Raw genomic sequence first — 21,175 nt, 5'->3', positions numbered from 1 at the left:
TTGGCTGGCCCCGCCAAGGTTCCGTGGTCTGCACTTTCGAGTCACTGCGTCGCGGACGGCGGCCACGCCACCGTCCGCGTTGAATCACCAACCGAAACCTGCACCAATTCCGACAGAACTGTCGTTGCGACTAAACGCACCACCGATGGTCATCGTGGCGCGATCACTGAACGCGCGCTGATATCCCACCGACAATGCAGATTGACCGTTCTGGAAACCCACACCAGCGCCGACACGGTTTTGGGTGCGGATACCCGCTGCACTGGTGGCCATGTTGAGCATGGCCGCGCTCATCGCGCCCTGACGATCGATACGACGATCCTGATCGCGCAGACGCGCATCGACGTCGCCACGCAACATGTCGAAGCTGTCGGCCATCGTGCCGAAACGCGCATCGGTATACGACTTGGCGCTGGCCATGCCGTTATCGAGCTGGGCCTTGTTGACCGCATCGGTGGCCTGAGTCCCCGCAGCGACATTGACGAGTTGACGCTCGTTACCAGCGCTGCCCACAGACACCGTCCGCGCGCGGTCGGCAATCGAGCCCTGCCCTAGCGCTACCGCCCCCTGCGCACTGACCGTGGCACCCTGACCCACCGCAGTCCCCGAGGCGGCGGTCACGCTTGCACCGGCCCCCATTGCCACCGCATTGGTCGCCACCGCCGCGATCTGACTGTTAGCACCGACTGCGGTACTGCCATCCGCATTGACCGTCGCGTTACTGCCAATCGCGGTGTCGCCGGGGCCGCGCGCATACGCGTTACCGCCGATGGCCGTCCCGGTCGTATCGACCGCCACCGCCTCGCCCAACTGTTCGGTCTGCGCGCTAGCGGATACTGGCGTCGCGGCGAGGGCCGCTGTCCGAACCGCCAGGACGGCCGAAGCCCCCACGAGCGCCTGCGACGCAGCGACCGAGCGCGCAGCAGACACCCGGACACTGCGCACGGCACTGGCAGTACCAGTACTGCCGCCAGCGAGATCGCTGACCTTGCTGTCCAATGCGGTCAGCGCATCGCCGACATTGTGGTAGACCGCGCCCTGGATCACGTAGGTCGGCGCGACGAACAGCCCCTGCGCACCGAGGCCGGCACCGCCACCAAGGAATGCTGCCATGCTGCTCAGCGACTGGTACATCTGGCTGCCATCAATCGCCTCGGTACTGCCCAGCGCGATATTGCCGGCAGTCAAATTGACGATACGCCGCGTGGCGGGGCCACCGCGGCCATCGCCACTGCCCAGCGATACGGTATCGGCCTGGTACACGCGCGAACCTGCGCCGAGTGCGACTGCGCTGTCTGCCGATACAGCAGTATTTGCGCCGAGCGCCACACCATCACGACTATTTTTACGAACAACGCTGTTGTATCCCATCGCCAGAGCGTTTTCACCGATCGCATTGGCTTGCAGACCGATGGCGGCACTGCTTGCACCCGTCGCGGAACTGGCAGCACCGAATGCGGTGGCACCGAGCCCAGTCGCCTGGCTACCGACGCCGATGGCCGAACTGCGCACGCCACTGGCGGTCGCGGCGGCACCCAACGCAGTCGCACCGGCGGCGCTGGCGGTGGTGACACCATCGAGCACCTGATTACCGGACGCATCGGTGTGGTACAACGCTCCGCCGAGCGCGGTGCTGGACTCCCCGGCAGCGGTGGCGTTGTAGCCGGACGCGGTTGCGTAACGTGCGCTGGCAAGCGCGCCGCTGCCCAACGCCGACGCCCCATCGCCACGCGCATTGGCCGCCTCACCGGCAGCGATCGCCTTATTGCCCGTTACCACGCTACCGACAGCAGTCGTCGGATCGCTGCCGCTATTGCTCTTGAACTGCTGCGCGGTCGCGGCAGCGACTTGTTTGACCACATTCAACTGCGCCACATTCACGGCATCGTTCGCATCGGTGCCAGCGGCCACACTGGTGATCTGCCGCGTCAGGCCTTTACCGACATCGCCAATCGACACGCTGTTGTCGCGGGTGGCATAAGAATGCGCCCCCAGAGCAACCGCATTTTTAGGCGCGCGATTGCGCGCATCGTCGAGCCACGTGCCGACATGCGCGTCGTCACCAATGGCAGTGGCATCGACGCCATAAGCGCCGGCATCCGTACCGAGCGCCGTCCCGTTGGTGAGGAACGAGGAGGTCACCGCACGCGCGCCGAGCGCGATGCTGTTGTCGTTCCAGGCAGTGGCATTATCGCCCAGCGCCATGCTGCCATTACCAGTGGCAAGTGAGTAGCCGCCCAGCGCCACGCTGTGAGGCGCGAACGATGCGGCGCTGTGACCAATCGCCACCGCGTCGATATTGCCAGGTAGGTTGGCAAACACATGGGCGTTGTAGCCCAGCGCAATCGCGTAGTTGGCCAGACTCTCCGCACCGGCACCTAGCGCGACACCACCAACGCCGGTCGCGGCGGCAATCGACACGCTGTTGCCAGCACTGGCCGCAGCGGTACTCGTCCCCCCCACCGCCACGCTATCGGTACCACTGGCCAGCGCATTCAACCCCATTGCCACGGTGCTGGTCGCCGTCGCCCGAGCACCGTTGCCCACCGCAGCGGCGTAGTCGCCCGCAGCAAGCGTGCCGTACCCCATGGCCGTCCCCAGATAGCCGGCCACTTGCGAGCGACCACCGATCGCAGTGCCGCCGTCTTTGGATATCTGCGCTTGATAGCCCACCGCAGTACTCTGCAGACCGCTCGCGGAGGTACCGGTGCCGACGGCGGTCGACAGTGGATTCAGCGCCTGCGCACCGCTACCAACGGCAGTGGATGCGGTCCCTATGGCCTGAGTGGTTTGCTGATGGCTGCCGATGATGATGCCTTGATCGTCGTATTGGTACACCGTGGCGCTGCTGCCAATCGCCGTGGCAGAAGTGCCGACCGCAGTGGCGTCGGTGCCAACCGCACTGGCGTTGGCACCATTGGCGACGGCACCGCTCCCCAACGCAGAGGCGCCAATGCCAATGGCGGAGCTGCTGGACCCCATCGCGGTGGCATAGTCGCCGTCGGCAAACGCATCGGCGCCGGCGGCGGTCGCTTGCACGCCCTGCGCCAACGCAGTGCCATCGCCATCACCGGCGAACAGACGCGCCGTGCCATCGGCGACTTGCCGGACCGCGTCGAGTTGATTCAGGTTCACCGCATCGGTCGCCTCGGTGCCGGCAGCCACGCTGGTGATCTGTCGGGTAAGGCCGTGACCGACATCGCCGACCGACACGCTGTTGTCGCGGCTGGCGTAAGAATACGCGCCCAGCGCGACCGCACTGCTGGGCGCATGATCGCGCGCATCGTCGAGCCATGTACTGACCCGCGCACCATAGCCGATCGCAGTGGAATCGACGCCATTGGCCTGGGAGTCCGTACCAAGCGCAGTGCCGTTGACGTGGTACATCGAGGTCACCGCGCGCGCGCCGAGCGCGATGCTGTTGTCGTTCCAGGCAGTGGCATTATCGCCCAGCGCAATAGCGCCATCTCCACTGACAAGCGCGTAAGCACCCAGCGACACGGCGCCAGGCGCGAACGATCCGGCACTGTGGCCGATCGCGATCGAATCCACGTTACCCGGCAGGTTGGAAAACACATTGGCGTTGTAACCCATTGCAATCGCATAGTTGGCCTGACTCTCCGCGCCCGCGCCCAGCGCCACTCCACCGACGCCGGTCGCCGCGGCAATCGACACGCTGTTGCCGGCACTGGCCGCCGCGGTGCTCAAACCACCAACCGCCACGCTATCGGTGCCACTGGCCAAGGCATTCATGCCCATCGCCACGCTACTGGTCGCGGTCGCTCGCGCGCCGAAGCCCATCGCGGCGGAATAGTCGCCCGCGGCGCGTGTGGCGTACCCCATTGCCGTACCCACATACCCGGTTGCCTGGGACAAGCCACCGACCGCCGTGGCACCATCTTGAGAGGTTTGCGCGTGATAGCCCAATGCCGTGCTCTGCACGCCGCTCGCGGAAGTGCCAGTGCCGAGCGCAGTGGACAGCGGATCCAGCGCCTGCGCACCGCTACCGACGGCGGTGGATGCAAACCCCATGGCCTCAGTGGCTTGCTGATGACTGCCGATGATGACGCCTTGATCGTCGTATTCGTACACCGTGGCAATGCCGCCAATGGCCGTGGTCGAGACACCGATGGCACTAGTATTGCTGCCGACCGCAGTCGCGTTATTCCCCAACGTCGTGGCACCACTCCCCAGCGCACTGCTGCCGTCGCCGATGGCATTGGCGGCTTCGCCGATGGCGACCGCATTGGCGCCTTCGACATAGGCACCGACATTGCTGTCAGCACTGCCACTGGACTGGAAGTACTTGGCGGTGGTCTCGGCGATCTGCCTCACCGTCTTGCGCTTGATCTTCGCGTGCTTGACCGCATCCTTGACCGCATCGGTCGCTGCGGCAACGTGGGCGCTCTGGCGTTGGTCGCCGACGCTGGCGGTAGAAACACTTTCTTTGCGCTGGATCGGCGCAGCGGCGCTCAGCGCCACGCTGCCACTTCCCTGCGCGCTGGCAGCGCCGGCGGTTTGCAGCGACTGCGCCTGTCCGGCGACGGGGAGCACCGATGCAGCGCCACCCAACGCCATGGCGATCGCCGCCGACAGGGCTAGACCCTGAACGCGTCCACCACGCCCGTCGCAGACACGTGCCGCGCACGCGTGGCCACTGGCCAGTTCCGACGCCACGGCCCACATCCCCAATGCTTTGTTCCAGACCTTACGGTAAATCCGATTCATCGACGGCTGCTCCTAAATTCGGCTGGTTTTTTCTCGAAAAGCCACCTCCGCCCGTCGTTCCGACCGGCCGACCCCCCGTCGGTTTTTAGCGCCGCATGCTCCCTGGATGCAGGACACGAGAGACGCGCCCCCATCACTGCATCGAGTGAAATTCTGAACAGGAGCAGAATGCGGAACTGACTGGAGTGTTAACCGCGAGCGCGGAGCAAGTCAAGTTTCCGACATTCAAAAGTAATTTTTGTGGTATAAACCACAATCTGAAGAGAGGGAGCGTGATCCCTCGGTGAAATTCAATAAAAACAAGCCACTTTCGCCAATTTATCGACGCCAGCTTCGCAGACCGCGATGCCGACGCACACGCGATTTCGCTTTGAAGTCAATGCCTTGACGCATCAACACAATCAGTGTGCGATGCAATCCGCTGGCGCGCCCCAGCAATCGCTGCCGGCGCCGATTGCGCAATCTCCCCCACGGCACAGCCCCTGACCGACACAGGCAAGAGCGCAGCGCCAGCCGTGCCGTCTCAACCCCGACACGCACTGGAACAAGCGCACGCGGACACCCCGCACGCAAGCGCATGGACACGCGCCGTCGTGCAACGCACGACAGACAACAGCACGGTATCCGCGCAATGCCGCTCCCCCGGTCACGCAAGCAAGGCGGAATCGCCTCCGGAGCAGGCGAACGCATCCGCATGGCAGCGGACACGTCCGGCGGGTCAGCTCAATCCACCCACACCCGCGCGTTGCGGAACATCCGCAGCCACGGCGAAGCATCCGGCCAATCGGCAGGGTGCCAACTCAGATTGAGCGAGCGCGGCGTGCGCTCGGGATGCGGCATCAGGATCGTCACCCGGCCATCGTCGCTGGTCAGGCCGGTGATGCCGTCGGGCGAGCCGTTCGGATTCAACGGGTAACGCGTAGCAACCGCACCATTGCCGTCGACGAAACGCAGTGCCACGCGCGCGGCCGCCTGATCGACAACACTGGCGAATTCGGCACGGCCTTCGCCATGCGCCACCGCCACCGGAATACGCGAACCCGCCATACCACGCAGGAAAATCGATGGCGATTCGACCACTTCCAGCAAACTGGTGCGCGCTTCGAACTGCTCGCTACGGTTACGCAAAAACCGCGGCCAATGCGTTGCGCCGGGGATGATCTCCTTGAGTTGACTGAGCATCTGGCAGCCATTGCACACGCCCAGCGCAAAGCTGTCGCTGCGCGCGAAAAACGCGGCGAACGCATCGCGCAGCACCGGCCGCTCCAGGATCGAGGTGGCCCAACCACGCCCCGCGCCGAGGACGTCGCCGTAACTGAAACCACCACAGGCAGCCAGACCGGCGAAATCGGCCAAGTCCACCCGGCCGGCGATGAGATCGCTCATGTGCACATCGAACGCACGGAAACCCGCACGTTCGAAGGCATGCGCCATTTCGATCTGGCCGTTGACGCCCTGCTCGCGCAGGATCGCCACCTTCGGCCCCTGGCCACTGAGGACCGACGGCGCGTGCCCCTTGCTGTACGACGCGGCCACATCCTCGGACGGGTCGAACGTCAATTTCGGTTGCAACCCGGGCGCGGCGAAATCGCGCGCCAGCGCGCGTTCCTCATCGGCACTGTCGGGGTTGTCGCGCAACTTTTGCATGGCATGGCTGACAGACCACCAGGCATCGAACAACGCCTCCCAGCGCCACTCCACCAGTATCTTGCCGGCCAGACTCACGCGCACGGCGGCGGCGGTGCTGGGACGGGCGATGCGCTGCGCACATTCGGTCAGCGCATGGCGCTCGACCAGATCGGCGAACGCGGCACGGTCCTCGTCGGCAACCTGCACCACGGCGCCGAGCTCCTCGTTGAACAGGCTGCGGAACGGATCCTCGCCCCAGGCATCGAGGGTGATGTCCAGGCCCTGACGCGAGGCAAACGCCATTTCGCACAGGGCAGCGAACGCGCCGCCGTCGCTGCGGTCGTGATAGGCGAGCAGCATGCCGGCTTCGCGCGCGTCGCGAATGAGGTGGAAGAACGCGCGTAAGCGCTGCGGATCGTCCAGATCGGGGACCGCCCCACCAAACGCAGGCAGTTCGCCCTCGGCGTACACCTGCGTCAAAACCGATCCACCCAGACGCTGTTTGCCGCCACCCAACCCGATCAACCACAGCTCGCTCTCGACCTCGCGCACCAGCAACGGCGTCAACTGCGCACGCGCATCGGCGACGGGAGCAAAGGCGGAGACGATCAGCGAGACGGGCGCGACGCTTTTATGCGTTGCGCCCGCATTGGGCGCATCAGCGCCGTGAGGCGCACCGGTCTGCCATTGCGCCTGCATCGACAGCGAATCCTTGCCCACCGGGATACTCAGGTCCAACTGCGGGCAAAGCTCCATCCCCACCGCTTGGACTGCGGCGTACAAGCGTGCGTCCTCGCCATCGTGGTTGGCCGCCGCCATCCAGTTCGCCGAGAGTTTGATCTGATCCAACGCCTGTACCGGTGCCGCGCACAAGTTGGTCATCGCCTCGCCGACGGCCATGCGCGCGGCGGCCGCCGCGTCGAGCAGCGCCAGCGGAGTACGCTCGCCAATCGCCATCGCTTCGCCGGCATGGGTGTCGAAGCCGGCCAGGGTGATCGCGCAATCGGCCAGCGGCAGTTGCCATGGCCCGATCATCTGCTCGCGTGCGGTGAGACCACCGACACTGCGGTCACCGATGGTGACCAGAAAGCTCTTCGCCGCCACCGCCGGATGCGCCAACACGCGCAAGCCGGCCTCGTGCAGATCCAGGGCACTGGGATCGAGTGACGGCCAGCACGGCGGCGGCGGCTGATGGGTAGCGCGATGCATCTTCGGTGGCTTGCCGAAAAGCACGTCCATGGGCAGATCGATGGGCAAGTCGCGCATCCCGGCGGCATCGGCCGCAGGGTCGAGCGTGCCGTAGCCCACCACCAGTCGCTGCTCCGCCGTCGCCACACCGACCGCGGCGAACGGACACCGCTCGCGCTCGCAGATCGCGGCGAACTCGGCCAGGCGCGCCTGCGGCACACCGAGCACATAGCGTTCCTGCGATTCGTTGCACCACAACTGCATCGGCGAAAGCGACGGGTCATCGCTAGGCACACGACCCAGATCGATGATGCCGCCCACGCCCGAGTCGTGCAGCAATTCGGGAATGGCGTTGGACAAGCCACCGGCACCGACGTCGTGGAACCAGCGGATCGGATTGTCCGCCGCCAACGCCACGCAGCGGTCGATCACCTCCTGCACACGCCGCTCCATCTCCGGGTTGTCGCGTTGCACGCTGGCGAAATCCAGCTCCTCGGCGCTGTCGCCGGAGGCCACCGAACTGGCCGCGCCACCGCCCAGACCGATCAGCATCGCCGGGCCGCCGAGCACGATCACCGCATCACCCGGTTGCAGCGCAATCTTCTGCACCTGGATCCGGTCGATCGCGCCCAAGCCGCCGGCCAGCATGATCGGCTTGTCGTAGGCGCGGGTCAGATCCTGCGCCTCGGGTAGCTCGAAGCTACGGAAATAGCCGAGCAGGTTGGGCCGACCGAATTCGTTGTTGAACGCCGCGCCGCCCAGAGGGGCTTCCAGCATGATCTCCAACGCCGGCGCCATGCGCGGGTTCAGTGGACGCGCGCGTTCCCATGGCTGCGGCAACGTGGGAATACGCAAATGCGAGACGCTGAAACCCGTCAGGCCCGCCTTGGGTTTACCGCCACGACCGGTGGCCCCCTCGTCGCGGATCTCGCCACCGGCGCCAGTGGACGCACCCGGGAAGGGCGCGATCGCAGTCGGATGGTTGTGGGTCTCGACCTTGATGCAGAACGCCGAGGGCGTCACTGCTTCGCTGCGGTACTCGCCACTGGTCGGGTCCGGGCGATAGCGCGCGGCCGGATGCCCTTCCACCACCGCCGCATTATCGCTGTACGCGCTGAGCGTATGCTGCCGGGTCTGTTGGTGGGTGTGCTTGATCATCCGGAACAGCGAGTGCTCCTGCTCCTTGCCGTCGATGGTCCAGGTGGCATTGAAGATCTTGTGCCGACAATGCTCGGAATTGGCCTGCGCGAACATCATCAATTCCACATCGGCCGGATCGCGACCAAGTTCGCCGAAGCGCTGACGCAGGTAGTCGATCTCGTCCTGGGCCAGGGCCAAGCCCAAGCGCACGTTGGCCGCCTCCAACTGTGCCAGCGCGATGCGCTCGACCTCACCGCGCGCCGGTGCCTGGAACAACGCCTGCGCTTGCGCCGCGCCCTCCAGCAACGATTGGGTCATCGGATCGTGCACCAGCTTGGCCAGCGCCGCCTGCTGCGTTGGCGTCGCAGGCCAACCCGCCAGGTCCAGCCGGGTCCCTCGCTCCACCCGCCGGATCGCCAGGCCGGCACCGCGCACCAGTTCGGTGGCTTTGCTCGACCACGGCGAGCGCGTTCCCAAGCGCGGGACCACATAGCGCGAACAGGCCCCCGGCTCGGCCGCAACCGGCGACTGCTGGGCCTGCAAGATGCGGCACGCCGCGCTCAGATCGACCTGAGCGTCGCTGTCGCAATCGAGAAAATAGACATGCCAGGCGCCGGTGATGCGCACGCCGGGAACGATGGATTGCAGACGGGTTTCGAGCCGAGCGCGACGGAACGGCGAAAGGGCTGAGGCGCCCTCAAGGACGATCATGTCCGGTGAACCGTGTGAGGAAACGGGCTGGCTATTGTAGCCGGGACGGACGGGACTCGGGACTCAACTCGGCACTGCAAACGCATCGACCCCGCCATGGCGGGGTCGATCTGGAATCCAAACGCAGCAGGTCGCGGTCTGACAGCACCGGTCAACACGGCCTATGCGGCGCTCCAGCGCTCCGGGCCTGCGGCCTTTAGCGGCGTGCGCCGGCCTTGGCCGCTTCCGCCGCGCGCATGTCCAGTACCTGGCGCAGTTTCGCTGGCGGCAAGTAACCGCCCACCTGCATACCATCCGGGGCGAAGATCGCCGGGGTGCCGTTGACCCCCAGGCGCTGGCCCAGGTTGTATTGCATGGTCACCGGGTTCTTGCAGTTGTCGGAGGCGCTCGGCACCTTGCCGTTGGCCTTGGCCTCGGTCAGCGCTTTCTTCTTGTCCGCCGCGCACCACACCGCCACCATGTCGTTGTAATCCTGGCTGCCCAGACCCATGCGCGGGAAGGCCAGGTATTCCACCGCGATCCCCTGCTTGTTGAGCTCGCCGATCTCGCTGTGCAGCTTGCGGCAATAGCCGCACTCAATGTCGGTGAATACGCTGATCGTGTACTTCGGATTGGCCGGAGCAAACACGATGCGGTCGGCGCGCGGCGCCGATTCCAGCAGTTTGCGTCGGTAATTCAGCAGGCCCTCGCTGGACGCGAGCTGCTTCTCCTGAATATCCAGGGGCTGCGCCTGAAACATATAACGACCATCGTCGGACAGATACAGCAAATGTCCGCTGACCACCACTTCGCGAAAACCGGGGAACGGCGCCGCGCCGATGTAGTCCGGCTTGAAGCTGGGGTCCAGTTCCATCAACGCGGCGCGCACGCGCTGATCAACCGCATTGCCACTGGCAGGGGCGACCTTGGCCGACGCATCGGCAGGCGTGGTGGACTCGGCGCAGGCGGAAAGGGACACGGCGCTGAGCAGCGCACAGAGGGCAAAACGGAGCATGAACTATCCTGAGGGCTGCAGATCGGTCCGATTGTCGCACACCACCCATCACGCACGATTTTGCATAGACACAAGCGGGATCGCCCCCCCTGACGGATAGCACTCAACCGCGCGGATGATGTTTGCGATGCAGGACTTGCAGGTGTTCGCGCGCCACCAGCGTATAAATCTGTGTGGTGGACAACGAACTGTGCCCGAGCAGCATCTGCAGCGCACGCAGATCGGCGCCGCGATTGAGCAGGTGGGTGGCGAAACTGTGACGCAGACCATGCGGACTGATCCGCACCGGGTCGATCCCGGCCAACGTCGCGTAGCGTTTGATCAGCACCCAGAATTGCTGCCGGCTGACCGGGCGCCGCGCCGCATCGATGAATAACGGCACCGTGCCGTCGCTGGCCGGCACCGCCTGTCCGGCGGCCAGGGCAGACCGTGCCGTGTCCAGATAGCGCTGCAGCCAATGCTGGGACTCCTCGCCCAAGGGAACCAGCCGCTCCTTACTGCCCTTGCCGGTGACACGTAGCACGCCTTGACGCAGATTCACCGCATTGGCGGGCAACTGCACCAGTTCGCTGACGCGCAGTCCGGCCGCATACATCAACTCCAGCATGGCGCGGTCGCGTAGCCCCAGTGACGTGGTTGTGTCGGGCGCCGCCAGCAACGCATCGATCTGGCTTTCAGCAAGCGCCTTAGGCAATGAACGCGGCAGCCGCGGCGGTTCCAGCAATGCGGTCGGATCATCGCTGCGCTCGCCGCGACGCAGGCGCAGGGCGAAAAACGCCCGCAAGGACGATAGCCAGCGCGCGTTGCTGCGTTGCGAATAGCCCAGTTCGGTACGCCAGGCCAGATAATTGAATAACGCCTGACGGTCGGCACCGACCAGACCATCCCCAATACCATCGCGCCAGCGCGCAAAGCCTTCCAGGTCGCGCCGATAGCTGTCCAGGCTCTGCCGCGCCAGACCTTGCTCGGCCCAGGCGGTCTCCAGGAATTGCTGGATCGCGGCAGCATCGGCATCACGCAACGGCGCGAGGCGTTGCGCCTGCTGGCGACGTTCGGCAGGAGAATGCAGGACGGGCATGGCGAGGAAGGATACGGGAAACGCCCGACCCGGAGCCCGGAGCCCGGAGCCCGGAGCCCGGAGCCCGGAGCCCGGAGCCCGGAGCCCGGAGCCCGGAAAAGCCTAACGTCCTGGGTACGGCATGTGCCATCGACGCAATCCAAGTCCGGATCGCCACCAGATCGACACAAGGCAACCCACCGCAAAGCGCACGACACACTCTAAGCTGTCGCGATGAACGCCCCGCTTCCCGAGTCCAACCACCGCGCGCGCGCGCTGCTGCTGTGGCGGCTGCTTGCGCTGTTCTACGATGTGTGGCCAGTGCTGGCGCTGTGGTTCGTCGTCGCGGCGCTGTTCACCCTCTTCTACACCCTCGACGGCCATGCGCCACGCGAGAACATCGCACCGTTCAGTCCACTGCAGTGGCTGCTGTGGCTGTGCTGCTGGATCGTGGCCGGACTCTACGCGACGCTGAGTTGGCGCCGCGGCGGCCAGACCCTGGGCATGCGCCCGTGGCGGCTGCGCGTGCAGACAACCGACGGCAGCACGCCACGCTGGGGCGCACTGTGGCGCCGCTACCTGGTCGGCACCGCGTCATTGCTACTGGGCGGGCTGGGGTTCTGGTGGGCGCTGCTGGATCGGGAACGGCTGGCGTGGCATGACCGCGCCAGTGGTACCCGACTGACAAGGATTCAGAAAAAAACGCCTTGAACAACGCATCAAATGCGTTTGAACGCGACCACTCTCGGCATCCTTGTGAGCATCCGACTGCTCCCAGCGAAACAGGTTGCGCAGCATCGCCGTTAACGTGGCTAACTGCTGCGCTTACGGAACATCAACCAGGAAACCGTGAGCATCACCAGCGGCGGCAGCGCGTAGGCGATGCGATAGTCGAACTTCAACGCGCCGGCCATGCGCCCGAAGAACAACTGCAACAGCCAGAACACCAGCGCGAACAAGATACCCAGGAACAAGCGCTTGCCCATGCCACCACTACGCAGCGCACCGAACGCGAATGGGATCGCAGCGAAGCACAGCGCCAGCACATTGATCGGGTAGAACCAGCGGCTCCAGTACTGGTCTTCGTAATCGCGCGCGTCCAGTCCGTTGCGACGGCGGTACTCGATGCTGGCTTGCAGATCGTGCGCGGACAGATTGCGTGGTTTGGCCAAGCCCGAAGCCAGGGCCGCCGCATCCAGCCGAGACGGCCACGGCTGACTATCGAACGTCTCGCGCTGCACCGAACGCTCGGCGAAGGTATCGCGATAGCCCTGCTTGAGGGTCCAGCCGTTGGCATGATGCTCGGCGCTGTTCGCATGGGTCAGCGTAGCCAGACGGCCATTGTGGTCAAGCGTGTACAGGCGCACGTCGCGCAGTTCTAGCCAGGAACCGCCGTCGTCCTGCAGATGCTCCTCGCCGGTCTGCGCATTGAGAAAGGTGTCGCCCTCGCGCGCCCACAGCCCCGAATACCGGGCCATGCTCATATTGCTATTGAACTTGGCATTGGCCTTGATCACGTCGGCCTGATTCTGCGCCCACGGCGCCAGGGTTTCGCCACTGAACACCATGGCGACGATCAGCACCGCCATGGTCGTCGCCGCCGCCAGGCTCAGCCGCCGCCGCGACAGGCCCAACGCGCGCAGCGCGGTCAGTTCCGAGGTGGCGGCAAGTTGACCCAGGCCCATCAACACACCAATCACCGCGCCGGTCGGGAACAGGGTGTAGGCGCGCCGCGGCACGGTATAGGCGACATAGGCCACGGCATGACCGAGGCTGTAGCTCCCCTTGCCGATGTCCTTGAATTCATTGGACAGGGCCATGATGACATCCAGACCCAGCAGCACCGCCCAGGTCAACAGTACCGTGCCGAGTACGGCGCGGCCGACATACAGATCGTGCAGGTTCGGGCGCAGTTTCATGGTGCCTGCCTCCGCGGCCGCGACAGCCGGCCATCGCGCAAGTACATCCACACCGCCAGGGTCAATAGCGGCAGGGTCAGCCACCACAGGCCGAGCGCGCGCGGGAGCTTATCGGTACTCAGCCACTGGGTACCGATGAACATCAGATTGGTGCCGACCAGATAGACCAGGAACGCCAACATGATCCGGCCATAACGCTGCTGCCGCGGCGAACTACGCGATAGCGGCAAGGTCAGCAGGGCGAAGGCCAGTGCCAGCAGCGGCGGCGCCAGACGCGCATGCAACTGGGCATTGGCCTGCGGACGCGGGTCGCGAATCAGCGCGGCGGTGGTCAGCAATGCGGGATCATCGTCCTTGCGTGCGGCGCTACGTTCGCTCAAGGCCACGTCGTTGTTGGCGAAACGCATCATCCGGTAATCCAGCCCATCGCCAGCCAGCGGCCCTTCGAACCGATAGCCGTCCTGCAGACGCAGATAGCGCTCGGCTTTGCCCTCGAAAAACATGGCGCCGCGCTGCGCGGTGACCACGTCCAGGCGGCCATCCTTCTGCCGCTGCACAAACACATTGCTCAGTTGAGTGCCATCGCCGGACAGGGTACTGACATAGACGATGCTGCCATCGGGCAGCGAGGTGAAGCGTCCAGCCTCCAATCCGGCCATCAGCAAACTGTGGTTGGCCTCGTTGACCAATTGGTCGGAGGTGCGGTCGGCCCACGGCCCCAGCCATAACGAGCACAACCCTACCAGCGTGACCACAGGCACCACCAGCATCAGGATCGGCCGCAGCAGCCGCCTCGGACCGACGCCCATGGCGGTGATCACCGCCATCTCCGAGTCGCGATACAGCCGCGCCAGCGCCAACAGCAGCCCGAGCATCAGCGCCAGCGGCAGGATCAGCGGCAGGTACACCACGAACTGCAAGCCCAATTGGGAAAACAACAACTTGGCCGGAATGCGGCCATCGGCGATGTTGCCCAGCACGTCCACCAACACGCCCCCGACGCTGACCACAAGCAGCACGACCAAGGTGGCCGAGAAGCTCTGGACGAAATCACGCAGCAAGTATCGATCAAGCTTCGGCATGGGAGTGGGTTGATTTAAACTCTGAGATTCGTTCGCGGCGTCTCCAGCCCATCCGGCTGGAGGTAAATGGCCCGCGATTGTACGGTTTAGCCAACGGAATCTGATCAATGGCCCTGGAATTCACCCTGAACCACGACGCTCCGACCACGGCGGCGTTCGACTGTATCGTCGTTGGCGTATTCGCCGACAAGCAACTGTCGCCAGCGGCAAAGGCACTGGATGCGGCCAGCGGCGGACGCCTGAACGCCCTGGCCGAGCGCGGCGACCTCAGCGGCAAGACCGGCGCCACCACCCTGCTGCACGACCTGCCGGGCGTGAGCGCACCGCGCGTGCTGGCCGTGGGCCTGGGGGATTGCGCCAAATTCGGCGTACCGCAATACCTGAAGGCGATCGCGGACGCCGCCCGCACACTGAAGAGCGGAGTCACGGTGTCGGCGCTGCTCACCCTGCCCGAACTGGAAGTCAAAGGCCGCGACCGCGCCTGGAACATCCGCCAGGCGGTGATCGTCAGCGAGCACGCCTGCTACCGCTACACCGCCACGCTGGGCAAGAAGAAACCCGAGGACGGCGGTCTGGCCCGGGTCGCCGTGTTCGGCGAGGACATCACCGCCCTGGCCCAGGGCCAGGCCATCGCCGCTGGCGTGCGCTTTGCACGCGAGCTCGGCAACCTGCCCCCCAACCTGTGCACCCCGGCCTACCTGGCCGAGACCGCCGCCGCGTTCGCCAAGGGCGTGGACGGTGCCGAGGCCGAGATTCTCGACGAAACCCGCATGCAGGAACTGGGCATGGGATCGCTCCTGGCAGTGGCGCGCGGCTCGGCCAACCGCCCACGGCTGCTGGTGCTCAAGTGGAACGGCGGCGGCAGCGCCAAGCCCTACGTGCTGGTCGGCAAGGGCATCACCTTCGACACCGGCGGCGTCAACCTGAAGACCCAGGGCGGCATCGAGGAAATGAAATACGACATGTGCGGAGGCGCCAACGTCATCGGCACCTTCGTCGCCACCGCGACCGCACGCCTGCCGTTGAACCTGGTGGTGGTGGTGCCGGCGGTGGAAAACGCGATCGACGGCAACGCCTACCGCCCTTCGGACGTGATCACCAGCATGTCCGGCAAAACCATCGAGGTCGGCAACACCGACGCCGAAGGCCGCCTGATCCTGTGCGACGCGTTGACCTACGCCGAGCGCTTCAACCCCGAAGCACTGATCGACGTCGCCACGCTGACCGGCGCCTGCATGACCGCCCTGGGCCACCAGACCGCCGGCCTGATGAGCAAGCACGACGATCTGGCCGAGGAATTGCTGGCCGCCGGCGAACACGTCTTCGACCGTGCCTGGCGTCTGCCGCTGTGGGACGAATACCAAAGCCTGCTCGACTCCAGCTTCGCCGACGTCTACAACATCGGGGGCCGCTGGGCCGGCGCGATCACCGCCGGCTGCTTCCTGTCGCGCTTCACCGAAGGCCAGCGCTGGGCGCATCTGGACATCGCCGGCGTCGCCAGCGACGAAGGCAAGCGCGGCATGGCCACCGGTCGTCCGGTCGGGCTGTTGACGCAGTGGCTGCTGGACCGGACCGGCGGCGCCGGCGCGCGGAATCCGTGACCCCGGACTCGGTAAGGCAAGGCGTCGTCATGCCGTTCTTCCAGCCCAGGCTCGTCGTCAGCGCATTTCTCCCGGATTGCGGGAAGAACCCTCGGCGCCCCCGGATCCGCCTGCCGGGTCCCGGGTTGCGGGTCCCGGGCACCGGCTCCATCTGATGCGCGCCGACTTCTACCTGATCGCCAAGCCACGGTTCCTCAACGCGCCGCTGCGGCTGGTGTGCGAGCTGGCGCGCAAGGCCAACGACGCCAATCTGTGGACGCTGGTGCTGGCGCGCGACCTGGCCCAGGCCGAGGAACTGGACGAACTGCTGTGGGCCTTCGACGAGGAGGCCTACATCCCGCACCAGATCGCCGGTGCCGACGCGGACGAAGAAGAAGCGCAGGTACTGATCGCGCCTCCCGAGGTGGACGCCGCATCGCGACCACTGGTCATCAACCTGCGCGACGCGCCCTATCTGGGCACCTGCGAGCGCGTGCTGGAAGTCGTGCCGGCCGACCCATCCGCGCGCGAACCGCTGCGCGAGCGCTGGAAGCAATACAAAACGCAGGGTTACGCAGTCAACAAGTACGACATGTGACCGCGCCAGGCATGGCGGTTGGAAAGGCTGGAACGGTTTCCATCCACCTGTGCCGGTAGCTTCGCGCGACTCCCCCTTCCCTTCGAATACCCCACCGCGGTTTGCCATGACCACCCTCGCCTCCAGCTACGACCCCACGTCCTTCGAATCGCGCCTGTACGCCCAGTGGGAAGCAGCCGGCTATTTCGCGCCATCCGGGCGCGGCGCGCCGTACACGGTACTGCTGCCGCCACCGAACGTGACCGGCACGCTGCACATGGGTCACGCGTTCCAGCAAACGCTGATGGATGCGCTGGTGCGCTACCACCGCATGCGCGGCTTCGACACGCTGTGGCAAGTGGGCAGCGACCACGCCGGCATCGCCACGGAAATGGTGGTGTCGCGCAATCTCACGTTGGAAGGCAACGGCGACACCCGCGATTCGCTGGGCCGCGACGGTTTCATCGCCAAGGTGTGGGAGTGGAAGCAGCACTCCGGCGACACCATCGAGCGACAGATGCGCCGCCTGGGTACCTCGGCCGACTGGTCGCGCAGCACCTTCACCATGGATCCGCAGCCCTCGGCGGCGGTGATCGAGGCATTCGTGCGCTGGCACGAACAGGGGCTGATCTACCGCGGCCAACGTCTGGTCAACTGGGACCCGGTGCTGAAGACCGCGATCTCCGACCTGGAAGTGGAAAGCGTCGAGGAAGAGGGCTTTCTATGGTCGATCGCCTACGCACTGGAGGACGGCGCCAGCTACGAACACATCGAGCGCGACGCCGACGGCAACGAAATCCTGCGTGAAACCCGCGATTACTTGGTCGTGGCCACCACCCGCCCGGAAACCCTGCTCGGCGACACCGCCGTGATGGTGCATCCGGAAGACGCGCGTTACGCGCACCTGATCGGCAAGACGGTGACACTACCGCTGACTGGCCGCCGCGTGCCGGTGATCGGCGACGCCTACGTGGACCGGGCGTTCGGTACCGGCGTGGTCAAGGTGACGCCGGCGCACGACTTCAACGATTACCAGGTTGGCGTGCGGCATGGGTTGCCGATGATCAACCTTTTCACAAAGGATGCGAAGCTCAAATCCAGCGAATTGGATGACTTTACCTATACGGGGAAGCGTGCATCGAATTTCGCCCATGTGGATGTCTCCGACCAAGGCCCCCTCACCACTGAGCCGACGACATCGGTGATCCCTCAGAAATATCAGGGCCTGGACCGCTACGACGCACGCAAGGCAGTACTGGCCGATCTGGAAGAGCAGGGGCTCCTGGTAGAAACCAAACCGCACAAACTGCAAGTGCCGCGCGGCGACCGCACCGGGCAGGTGATCGAGCCTTACCTCACCGATCAATGGTTCGTGCGCATGGACGCACTGGCCAAGCGCGGCCTGGAATTGGTCGAATCCGGGCAGATTCAGTTCGTACCGCCGAACTGGATCAACACCTATCGCCACTGGATGGAGAACATCCAGGATTGGTGCATCAGCCGCCAACTGTGGTGGGGCCACCGCATTCCCGCCTGGTTCGACAATGCCGGCAACTGCTACGTCGCGCGCAACGAAGACGAGGCGCGAGCGCAGGCCGCCGCCAAGCATGGCGGCCAGGCACCCGCACTGCGCCAGGATCACGACGTGCTGGAAACCTGGTTCTCTTCGCAACTATGGCCATTCGCGACCATGGGCTGGCCGGATCCGCAGGCGATGGCCGAACGCGGCTTCGACCGCTACCTGCCATCCAGCGTGCTGGTCACCGGCTTCGACATCATTTTCTTCTGGGTGGCGCGGATGATCATGGCTACCGACAGCTTTACCGGCCACGTGCCATTCCGTGATGTTTACATCACCGGCCTGATCCGCGACAAGGATGGACAGAAAATGTCCAAGTCCAAGGGCAATGTGCTCGACCCACTGGACATTATCGACGGCATCCACATCGACGAGCTGGTCGCCAAGCGCACCACCGGGCTGATGCAGCCGCGCATGGCCGAGAAAATCGAGAAAGCCACACGCAAGGAATTCCCCACCGGCATCATCGCCCACGGTGCCGATGCGCTGCGCTTCACCATTGCCGCGCTGGCCAGCCACGGCCGCGACATCAAATTCGACCTGGGCCGCGCCGAGGGCTACAAAAACTTCTGCAACAAACTGTGGAATGCCAGCCGCTTCGTGCTGATGAATACGCAGCCCGAAGGTGCCGAGGACGCGACAGCGACAGCGACAAACGCATTACCTCGCGCCGAGATGGCGAACGCCGCGGACACCGCCTTGCATCGGGGCCTGGACAAGCACGCCCCCATCACCGATGCCGAAAAGTGGATCCTGCTGCGCTTGCAGGCAGTGACCGCCGAGGCACAGACGCATTTCGCCGCCTATCGCTTCGACCTGTTGGCGCAATGCTTGTACGAATTCGCCTGGAACGCGTTCTGCGATTGGTTCCTGGAACTGGCAAAACCCGCGCTGGCTGGCGAGGACGTATCCGCCGCCGAGAGCACCCGGCATACCCTGCTGCATGTGTTGGAAACGCTGCTGCGGCTGCTGCATCCGCTGACCCCCTTCGTCACCGAAGAACTCTGGTTGCAAGTGGCGCCACGCCTGGGCATGACCGCAGCGACCATCTCGCTGCAGCCATATCCGGACGCGGCCACGATGGACGTGTCCGCCTACGCGGGCGCTGCGGCAGATATCGAATGGCTGCAGGCCATGGTCTCGGCGCTGCGCCGGGTGCGCAGCGAACTGCAAGTGGCGCCATCGCGGCAAGTGCCGCTGCGCCTGCTGGCGGGCCTGCCGCAAGACCGCGCGCGGGTGCAGCGTTTCGCCGCGCAACTGCGCTTTTTGCTCAAACTCGACACGATCCAGTGGCTGGAAGATGGCGCACCAGTGCCGGCTTCTGCCGCGGCGATCGTCGGCGAACTGAAACTCCTGGTTCCACTGGAAGGCTTGGTCGACCTGGAGGCCGAACGCCTACGCCTGGACAAGGAAATCGCCCGGGTCGCCGCCGAAAAAGAGAAGAGCGAGGCCAAACTGGGCAAGTTCACCGACAAAGTGCCCGCCACGGTGATCGAGCAGGAGCGTCAACGCTTGATCGATTGGAGCGTGCAGCTCGAGGGTCTGCGCGAGCAGCGCGCCCGGCTGTGAACTGGCTGGAGACCCGGTTGCCGCCTCCACTGGTGATGGCGCTATGCGGTGTCATCGCCTGGGGATTATCTCGGATCGACGCAGGGCATGTATCACGCTTGGATGCCGGCATTATCGGCATCGTGATTGTCATGACGGGGGTGAGCTTCAATGTCGCTCCAAAGCGCGCGTTCCAGCGTGCCGGCACCACGATCAATCCGCTGCAACCGCAACGCGCCACGCACCTGGTGCAATCAGGTCTGCACCGGTGGTCGCGCAATCCCATGTACCTCGGCCATGCGCTGATTCTGCTTGAATCCTCGCGACAGCCGGCTCGAAAGTGCTGCCTTAGAGGGAACGAAAAAACGTCGACAGGCACATGCGGGCAACACGCAGCAACCGCCATGCAAAGGTGTTGAACAAAAACTCCACGCGATGCCCGCATCCATCCGGCGGCGATGCCGTCGTTCTATTAATCGCCCTTAATTAGGACATGCCTTCAAAGAACAACTCGATCGCCATCACCACAGCATCCTCGCGCCCCTGCGCGGCGGGGTAGTAGCGTGGGCGTCGACCGATCTCATTGAAACCTTCGCTGTGGTACAGCGCAATCGCGTTCAAGTTCGACGGACGCACTTCGAGGAACACGCGGCGCGCGCCCAAGTCGGCGCCATATTTGATCAACGCGCGTAGCAACAGGCGGCCATAGCCACGCGACTGCCGCTCCGGCGCCACGCAGACGTTGAGGATGTGCGCCTCGGCGGCGGCGACACTGATGACCCCATAGCCGACGATATCGCCCTGGTCTGTCAGGACCCAGCCCGGATAGCCCGCCTGCAAACAATCGCGGAAGATGCCACGGGTCCAGGGGAAGGGATAAGCTCGACGCTCGATCTCCATCACAGCATCCAGATCGGCCTCGCGCAACGTCCGCAGGTTGGCCGCAGACGACGACGGCCAACCCATCGCACTCATCGCGGTGCCCGCTTGCGTAGCGCGCGCAACTGCGGCCACAGCGCGCGCTTGGCCGCAGGATTGCCACGCAGTTGATCCAGCGGCCAAGTCGCCATCAAGGCCTGAGTGGCCGAATCGTTGGGATTGAGGCCGGAAGCGCGCAAGAGTGCGATCTGCAGACGGTCGGGCATGCGTCGCCCGCCGACACGGGCGACACCAGCGCTCGGCACTACACGGGCCGGTTCGGACAGTGCATCGGAGCTGGGCGCACGGCGACGCTCCTGGGATACAGCGGGCACCAGAGAGTCTGCTGGAGACTGCGAAAGCACTTGCATCGCCGCAGAAGACAGCGCCGATGCAGGCGGCTCGTCCAACGGCGATAGCTCCGCGACGGGCGCGGCATCAGCGCCGACATACAGCGTATGGCCCAAGGCCTGCAGCCAGCCAACCTGCTCGACAGACCACAACAGCGCGGGCCCGGACAGCGCG

13 protein-coding genes are annotated in these 21,175 nt (G+C 65.1%); 5 read left to right on the top strand and 8 right to left on the bottom strand.

Annotated elements, in window-relative coordinates; all coding sequences use genetic code 11:
* Positions 1–84: 84 nt before the first annotated feature.
* From XANALMUS060_RS18330 to xerD, 4 genes are all read right to left on the bottom strand, one after another.
* On the bottom strand, positions 85–4,728 hold the full coding sequence (locus tag XANALMUS060_RS18330) for an ESPR-type extended signal peptide-containing protein (RefSeq protein WP_082064934.1): 4,644 nt from the start codon (positions 4,726–4,728) through the stop codon (positions 85–87).
* Positions 4,729–5,451: 723 nt separating this feature from the next.
* A complete protein-coding gene (gene purL, locus XANALMUS060_RS05825; RefSeq protein ID WP_045737561.1) occupies positions 5,452–9,396 on the bottom strand; it encodes a phosphoribosylformylglycinamidine synthase in 3,945 nt (1,314 codons plus the stop codon).
* A 196-nt stretch (positions 9,397–9,592) separates the two neighbouring features.
* Positions 9,593–10,390, bottom strand: a complete 798-nt coding sequence (locus tag XANALMUS060_RS05820; protein ID WP_045737560.1) for a DsbC family protein — start codon at positions 10,388–10,390, stop codon at positions 9,593–9,595.
* 103 nt (positions 10,391–10,493) lie between these two features.
* Positions 10,494–11,468, bottom strand: coding sequence for a site-specific tyrosine recombinase XerD (gene xerD, locus XANALMUS060_RS05815; protein ID WP_045737559.1), 975 nt, complete (start codon positions 11,466–11,468; stop codon positions 10,494–10,496).
* A gap of 213 nt (positions 11,469–11,681) precedes the next feature.
* Here xerD and XANALMUS060_RS05810 point away from each other — a divergent pair, with 213 nt between their 5' ends.
* Complete coding sequence (locus XANALMUS060_RS05810; protein ID WP_045737558.1) at positions 11,682–12,158, top strand: RDD family protein; 477 nt, start codon at positions 11,682–11,684, stop codon at positions 12,156–12,158.
* A gap of 101 nt (positions 12,159–12,259) precedes the next feature.
* Here XANALMUS060_RS05810 and lptG read toward each other — a convergent pair whose 3' ends face one another.
* Positions 12,260–13,366: an LPS export ABC transporter permease LptG gene (gene lptG / locus XANALMUS060_RS05805; protein WP_045737557.1), complete on the bottom strand. Its 1,107-nt coding sequence runs from the start codon at positions 13,364–13,366 to the stop codon at positions 12,260–12,262.
* Positions 13,363–14,448, bottom strand: a complete 1,086-nt coding sequence (lptF, locus tag XANALMUS060_RS05800) for an LPS export ABC transporter permease LptF (RefSeq protein WP_045737556.1) — start codon at positions 14,446–14,448, stop codon at positions 13,363–13,365. The genes lptG and lptF overlap by 4 nt, the downstream gene beginning before the upstream one ends.
* A 107-nt stretch (positions 14,449–14,555) precedes the next feature.
* Between lptF and XANALMUS060_RS05795 the strand changes: the two genes are divergently transcribed.
* From XANALMUS060_RS05795 to XANALMUS060_RS18325, 4 genes are all read left to right on the top strand, one after another.
* The gene (locus tag XANALMUS060_RS05795; protein WP_045737555.1) at positions 14,556–16,049 is read left to right on the top strand and encodes a leucyl aminopeptidase; all 1,494 of its coding nucleotides are present in this window, start codon (positions 14,556–14,558) and stop codon (positions 16,047–16,049) included.
* A 151-nt stretch (positions 16,050–16,200) separates the two neighbouring features.
* Entirely contained in the window at positions 16,201–16,626 is a 426-nt protein-coding gene (locus tag XANALMUS060_RS05790) for a DNA polymerase III subunit chi (RefSeq protein ID WP_045737604.1), read from the top strand.
* Positions 16,627–16,732: 106 nt separating this feature from the next.
* A complete protein-coding gene (locus XANALMUS060_RS05785; RefSeq protein ID WP_045737554.1) occupies positions 16,733–19,753 on the top strand; it encodes a valine--tRNA ligase in 3,021 nt (1,006 codons plus the stop codon).
* Positions 19,754–19,770: 17 nt separating this feature from the next.
* Positions 19,771–20,151 (top strand): methyltransferase, encoded by a 381-nt coding sequence (locus XANALMUS060_RS18325; RefSeq protein ID WP_235430369.1) that lies wholly within the window; start codon positions 19,771–19,773, stop codon positions 20,149–20,151.
* A gap of 67 nt (positions 20,152–20,218) precedes the next feature.
* Here XANALMUS060_RS18325 and rimI read toward each other — a convergent pair whose 3' ends face one another.
* Both rimI and XANALMUS060_RS05775 read right to left on the bottom strand, forming a co-directional pair.
* A complete protein-coding gene (gene rimI / locus XANALMUS060_RS05780; protein WP_045728436.1) occupies positions 20,219–20,707 on the bottom strand; it encodes a ribosomal protein S18-alanine N-acetyltransferase in 489 nt (162 codons plus the stop codon).
* On the bottom strand, positions 20,704–21,171 hold the full coding sequence (locus XANALMUS060_RS05775) for an alanine acetyltransferase (RefSeq protein WP_200894012.1): 468 nt from the start codon (positions 21,169–21,171) through the stop codon (positions 20,704–20,706). Before XANALMUS060_RS05775 ends, rimI begins: the two co-directional genes overlap by 4 nt.
* Positions 21,172–21,175: the final 4 nt, after the last annotated feature.

This window comes from Xanthomonas sp. MUS 060 (assembly GCF_000963215.1).
In the GTDB taxonomy this organism is placed as follows: domain Bacteria; phylum Pseudomonadota; class Gammaproteobacteria; order Xanthomonadales; family Xanthomonadaceae; genus Xanthomonas_A.
This window is presented reverse-complemented; position numbering and strand designations above follow the sequence as displayed.

Excerpts from the sequence above, each read along its gene's own strand:
- purL (WP_045737561.1), bottom strand. The coding sequence starts at position 9,396 with ATGATCGTCCTTGAGGGCGCCTCAGCCCTTTCGCCGTTCCGTCGCGCT.
- XANALMUS060_RS05785 (WP_045737554.1), top strand. The coding sequence starts at position 16,733 with ATGACCACCCTCGCCTCCAGCTACGACCCCACGTCCTTCGAATCGCGC.
- XANALMUS060_RS05820 (WP_045737560.1), bottom strand. The coding sequence starts at position 10,390 with ATGCTCCGTTTTGCCCTCTGTGCGCTGCTCAGCGCCGTGTCCCTTTCC.
- XANALMUS060_RS05795 (WP_045737555.1), top strand. The coding sequence starts at position 14,556 with ATGGCCCTGGAATTCACCCTGAACCACGACGCTCCGACCACGGCGGCG.
- XANALMUS060_RS05810 (WP_045737558.1), top strand. The coding sequence starts at position 11,682 with ATGAACGCCCCGCTTCCCGAGTCCAACCACCGCGCGCGCGCGCTGCTG.
- lptF (WP_045737556.1), bottom strand. The coding sequence starts at position 14,448 with ATGCCGAAGCTTGATCGATACTTGCTGCGTGATTTCGTCCAGAGCTTC.
- lptG (WP_045737557.1), bottom strand. The coding sequence starts at position 13,366 with ATGAAACTGCGCCCGAACCTGCACGATCTGTATGTCGGCCGCGCCGTA.
- xerD (WP_045737559.1), bottom strand. The coding sequence starts at position 11,468 with ATGCCCGTCCTGCATTCTCCTGCCGAACGTCGCCAGCAGGCGCAACGC.
- XANALMUS060_RS18330 (WP_082064934.1), bottom strand. The coding sequence starts at position 4,728 with ATGAATCGGATTTACCGTAAGGTCTGGAACAAAGCATTGGGGATGTGG.
- rimI (WP_045728436.1), bottom strand. The coding sequence starts at position 20,707 with ATGAGTGCGATGGGTTGGCCGTCGTCGTCTGCGGCCAACCTGCGGACG.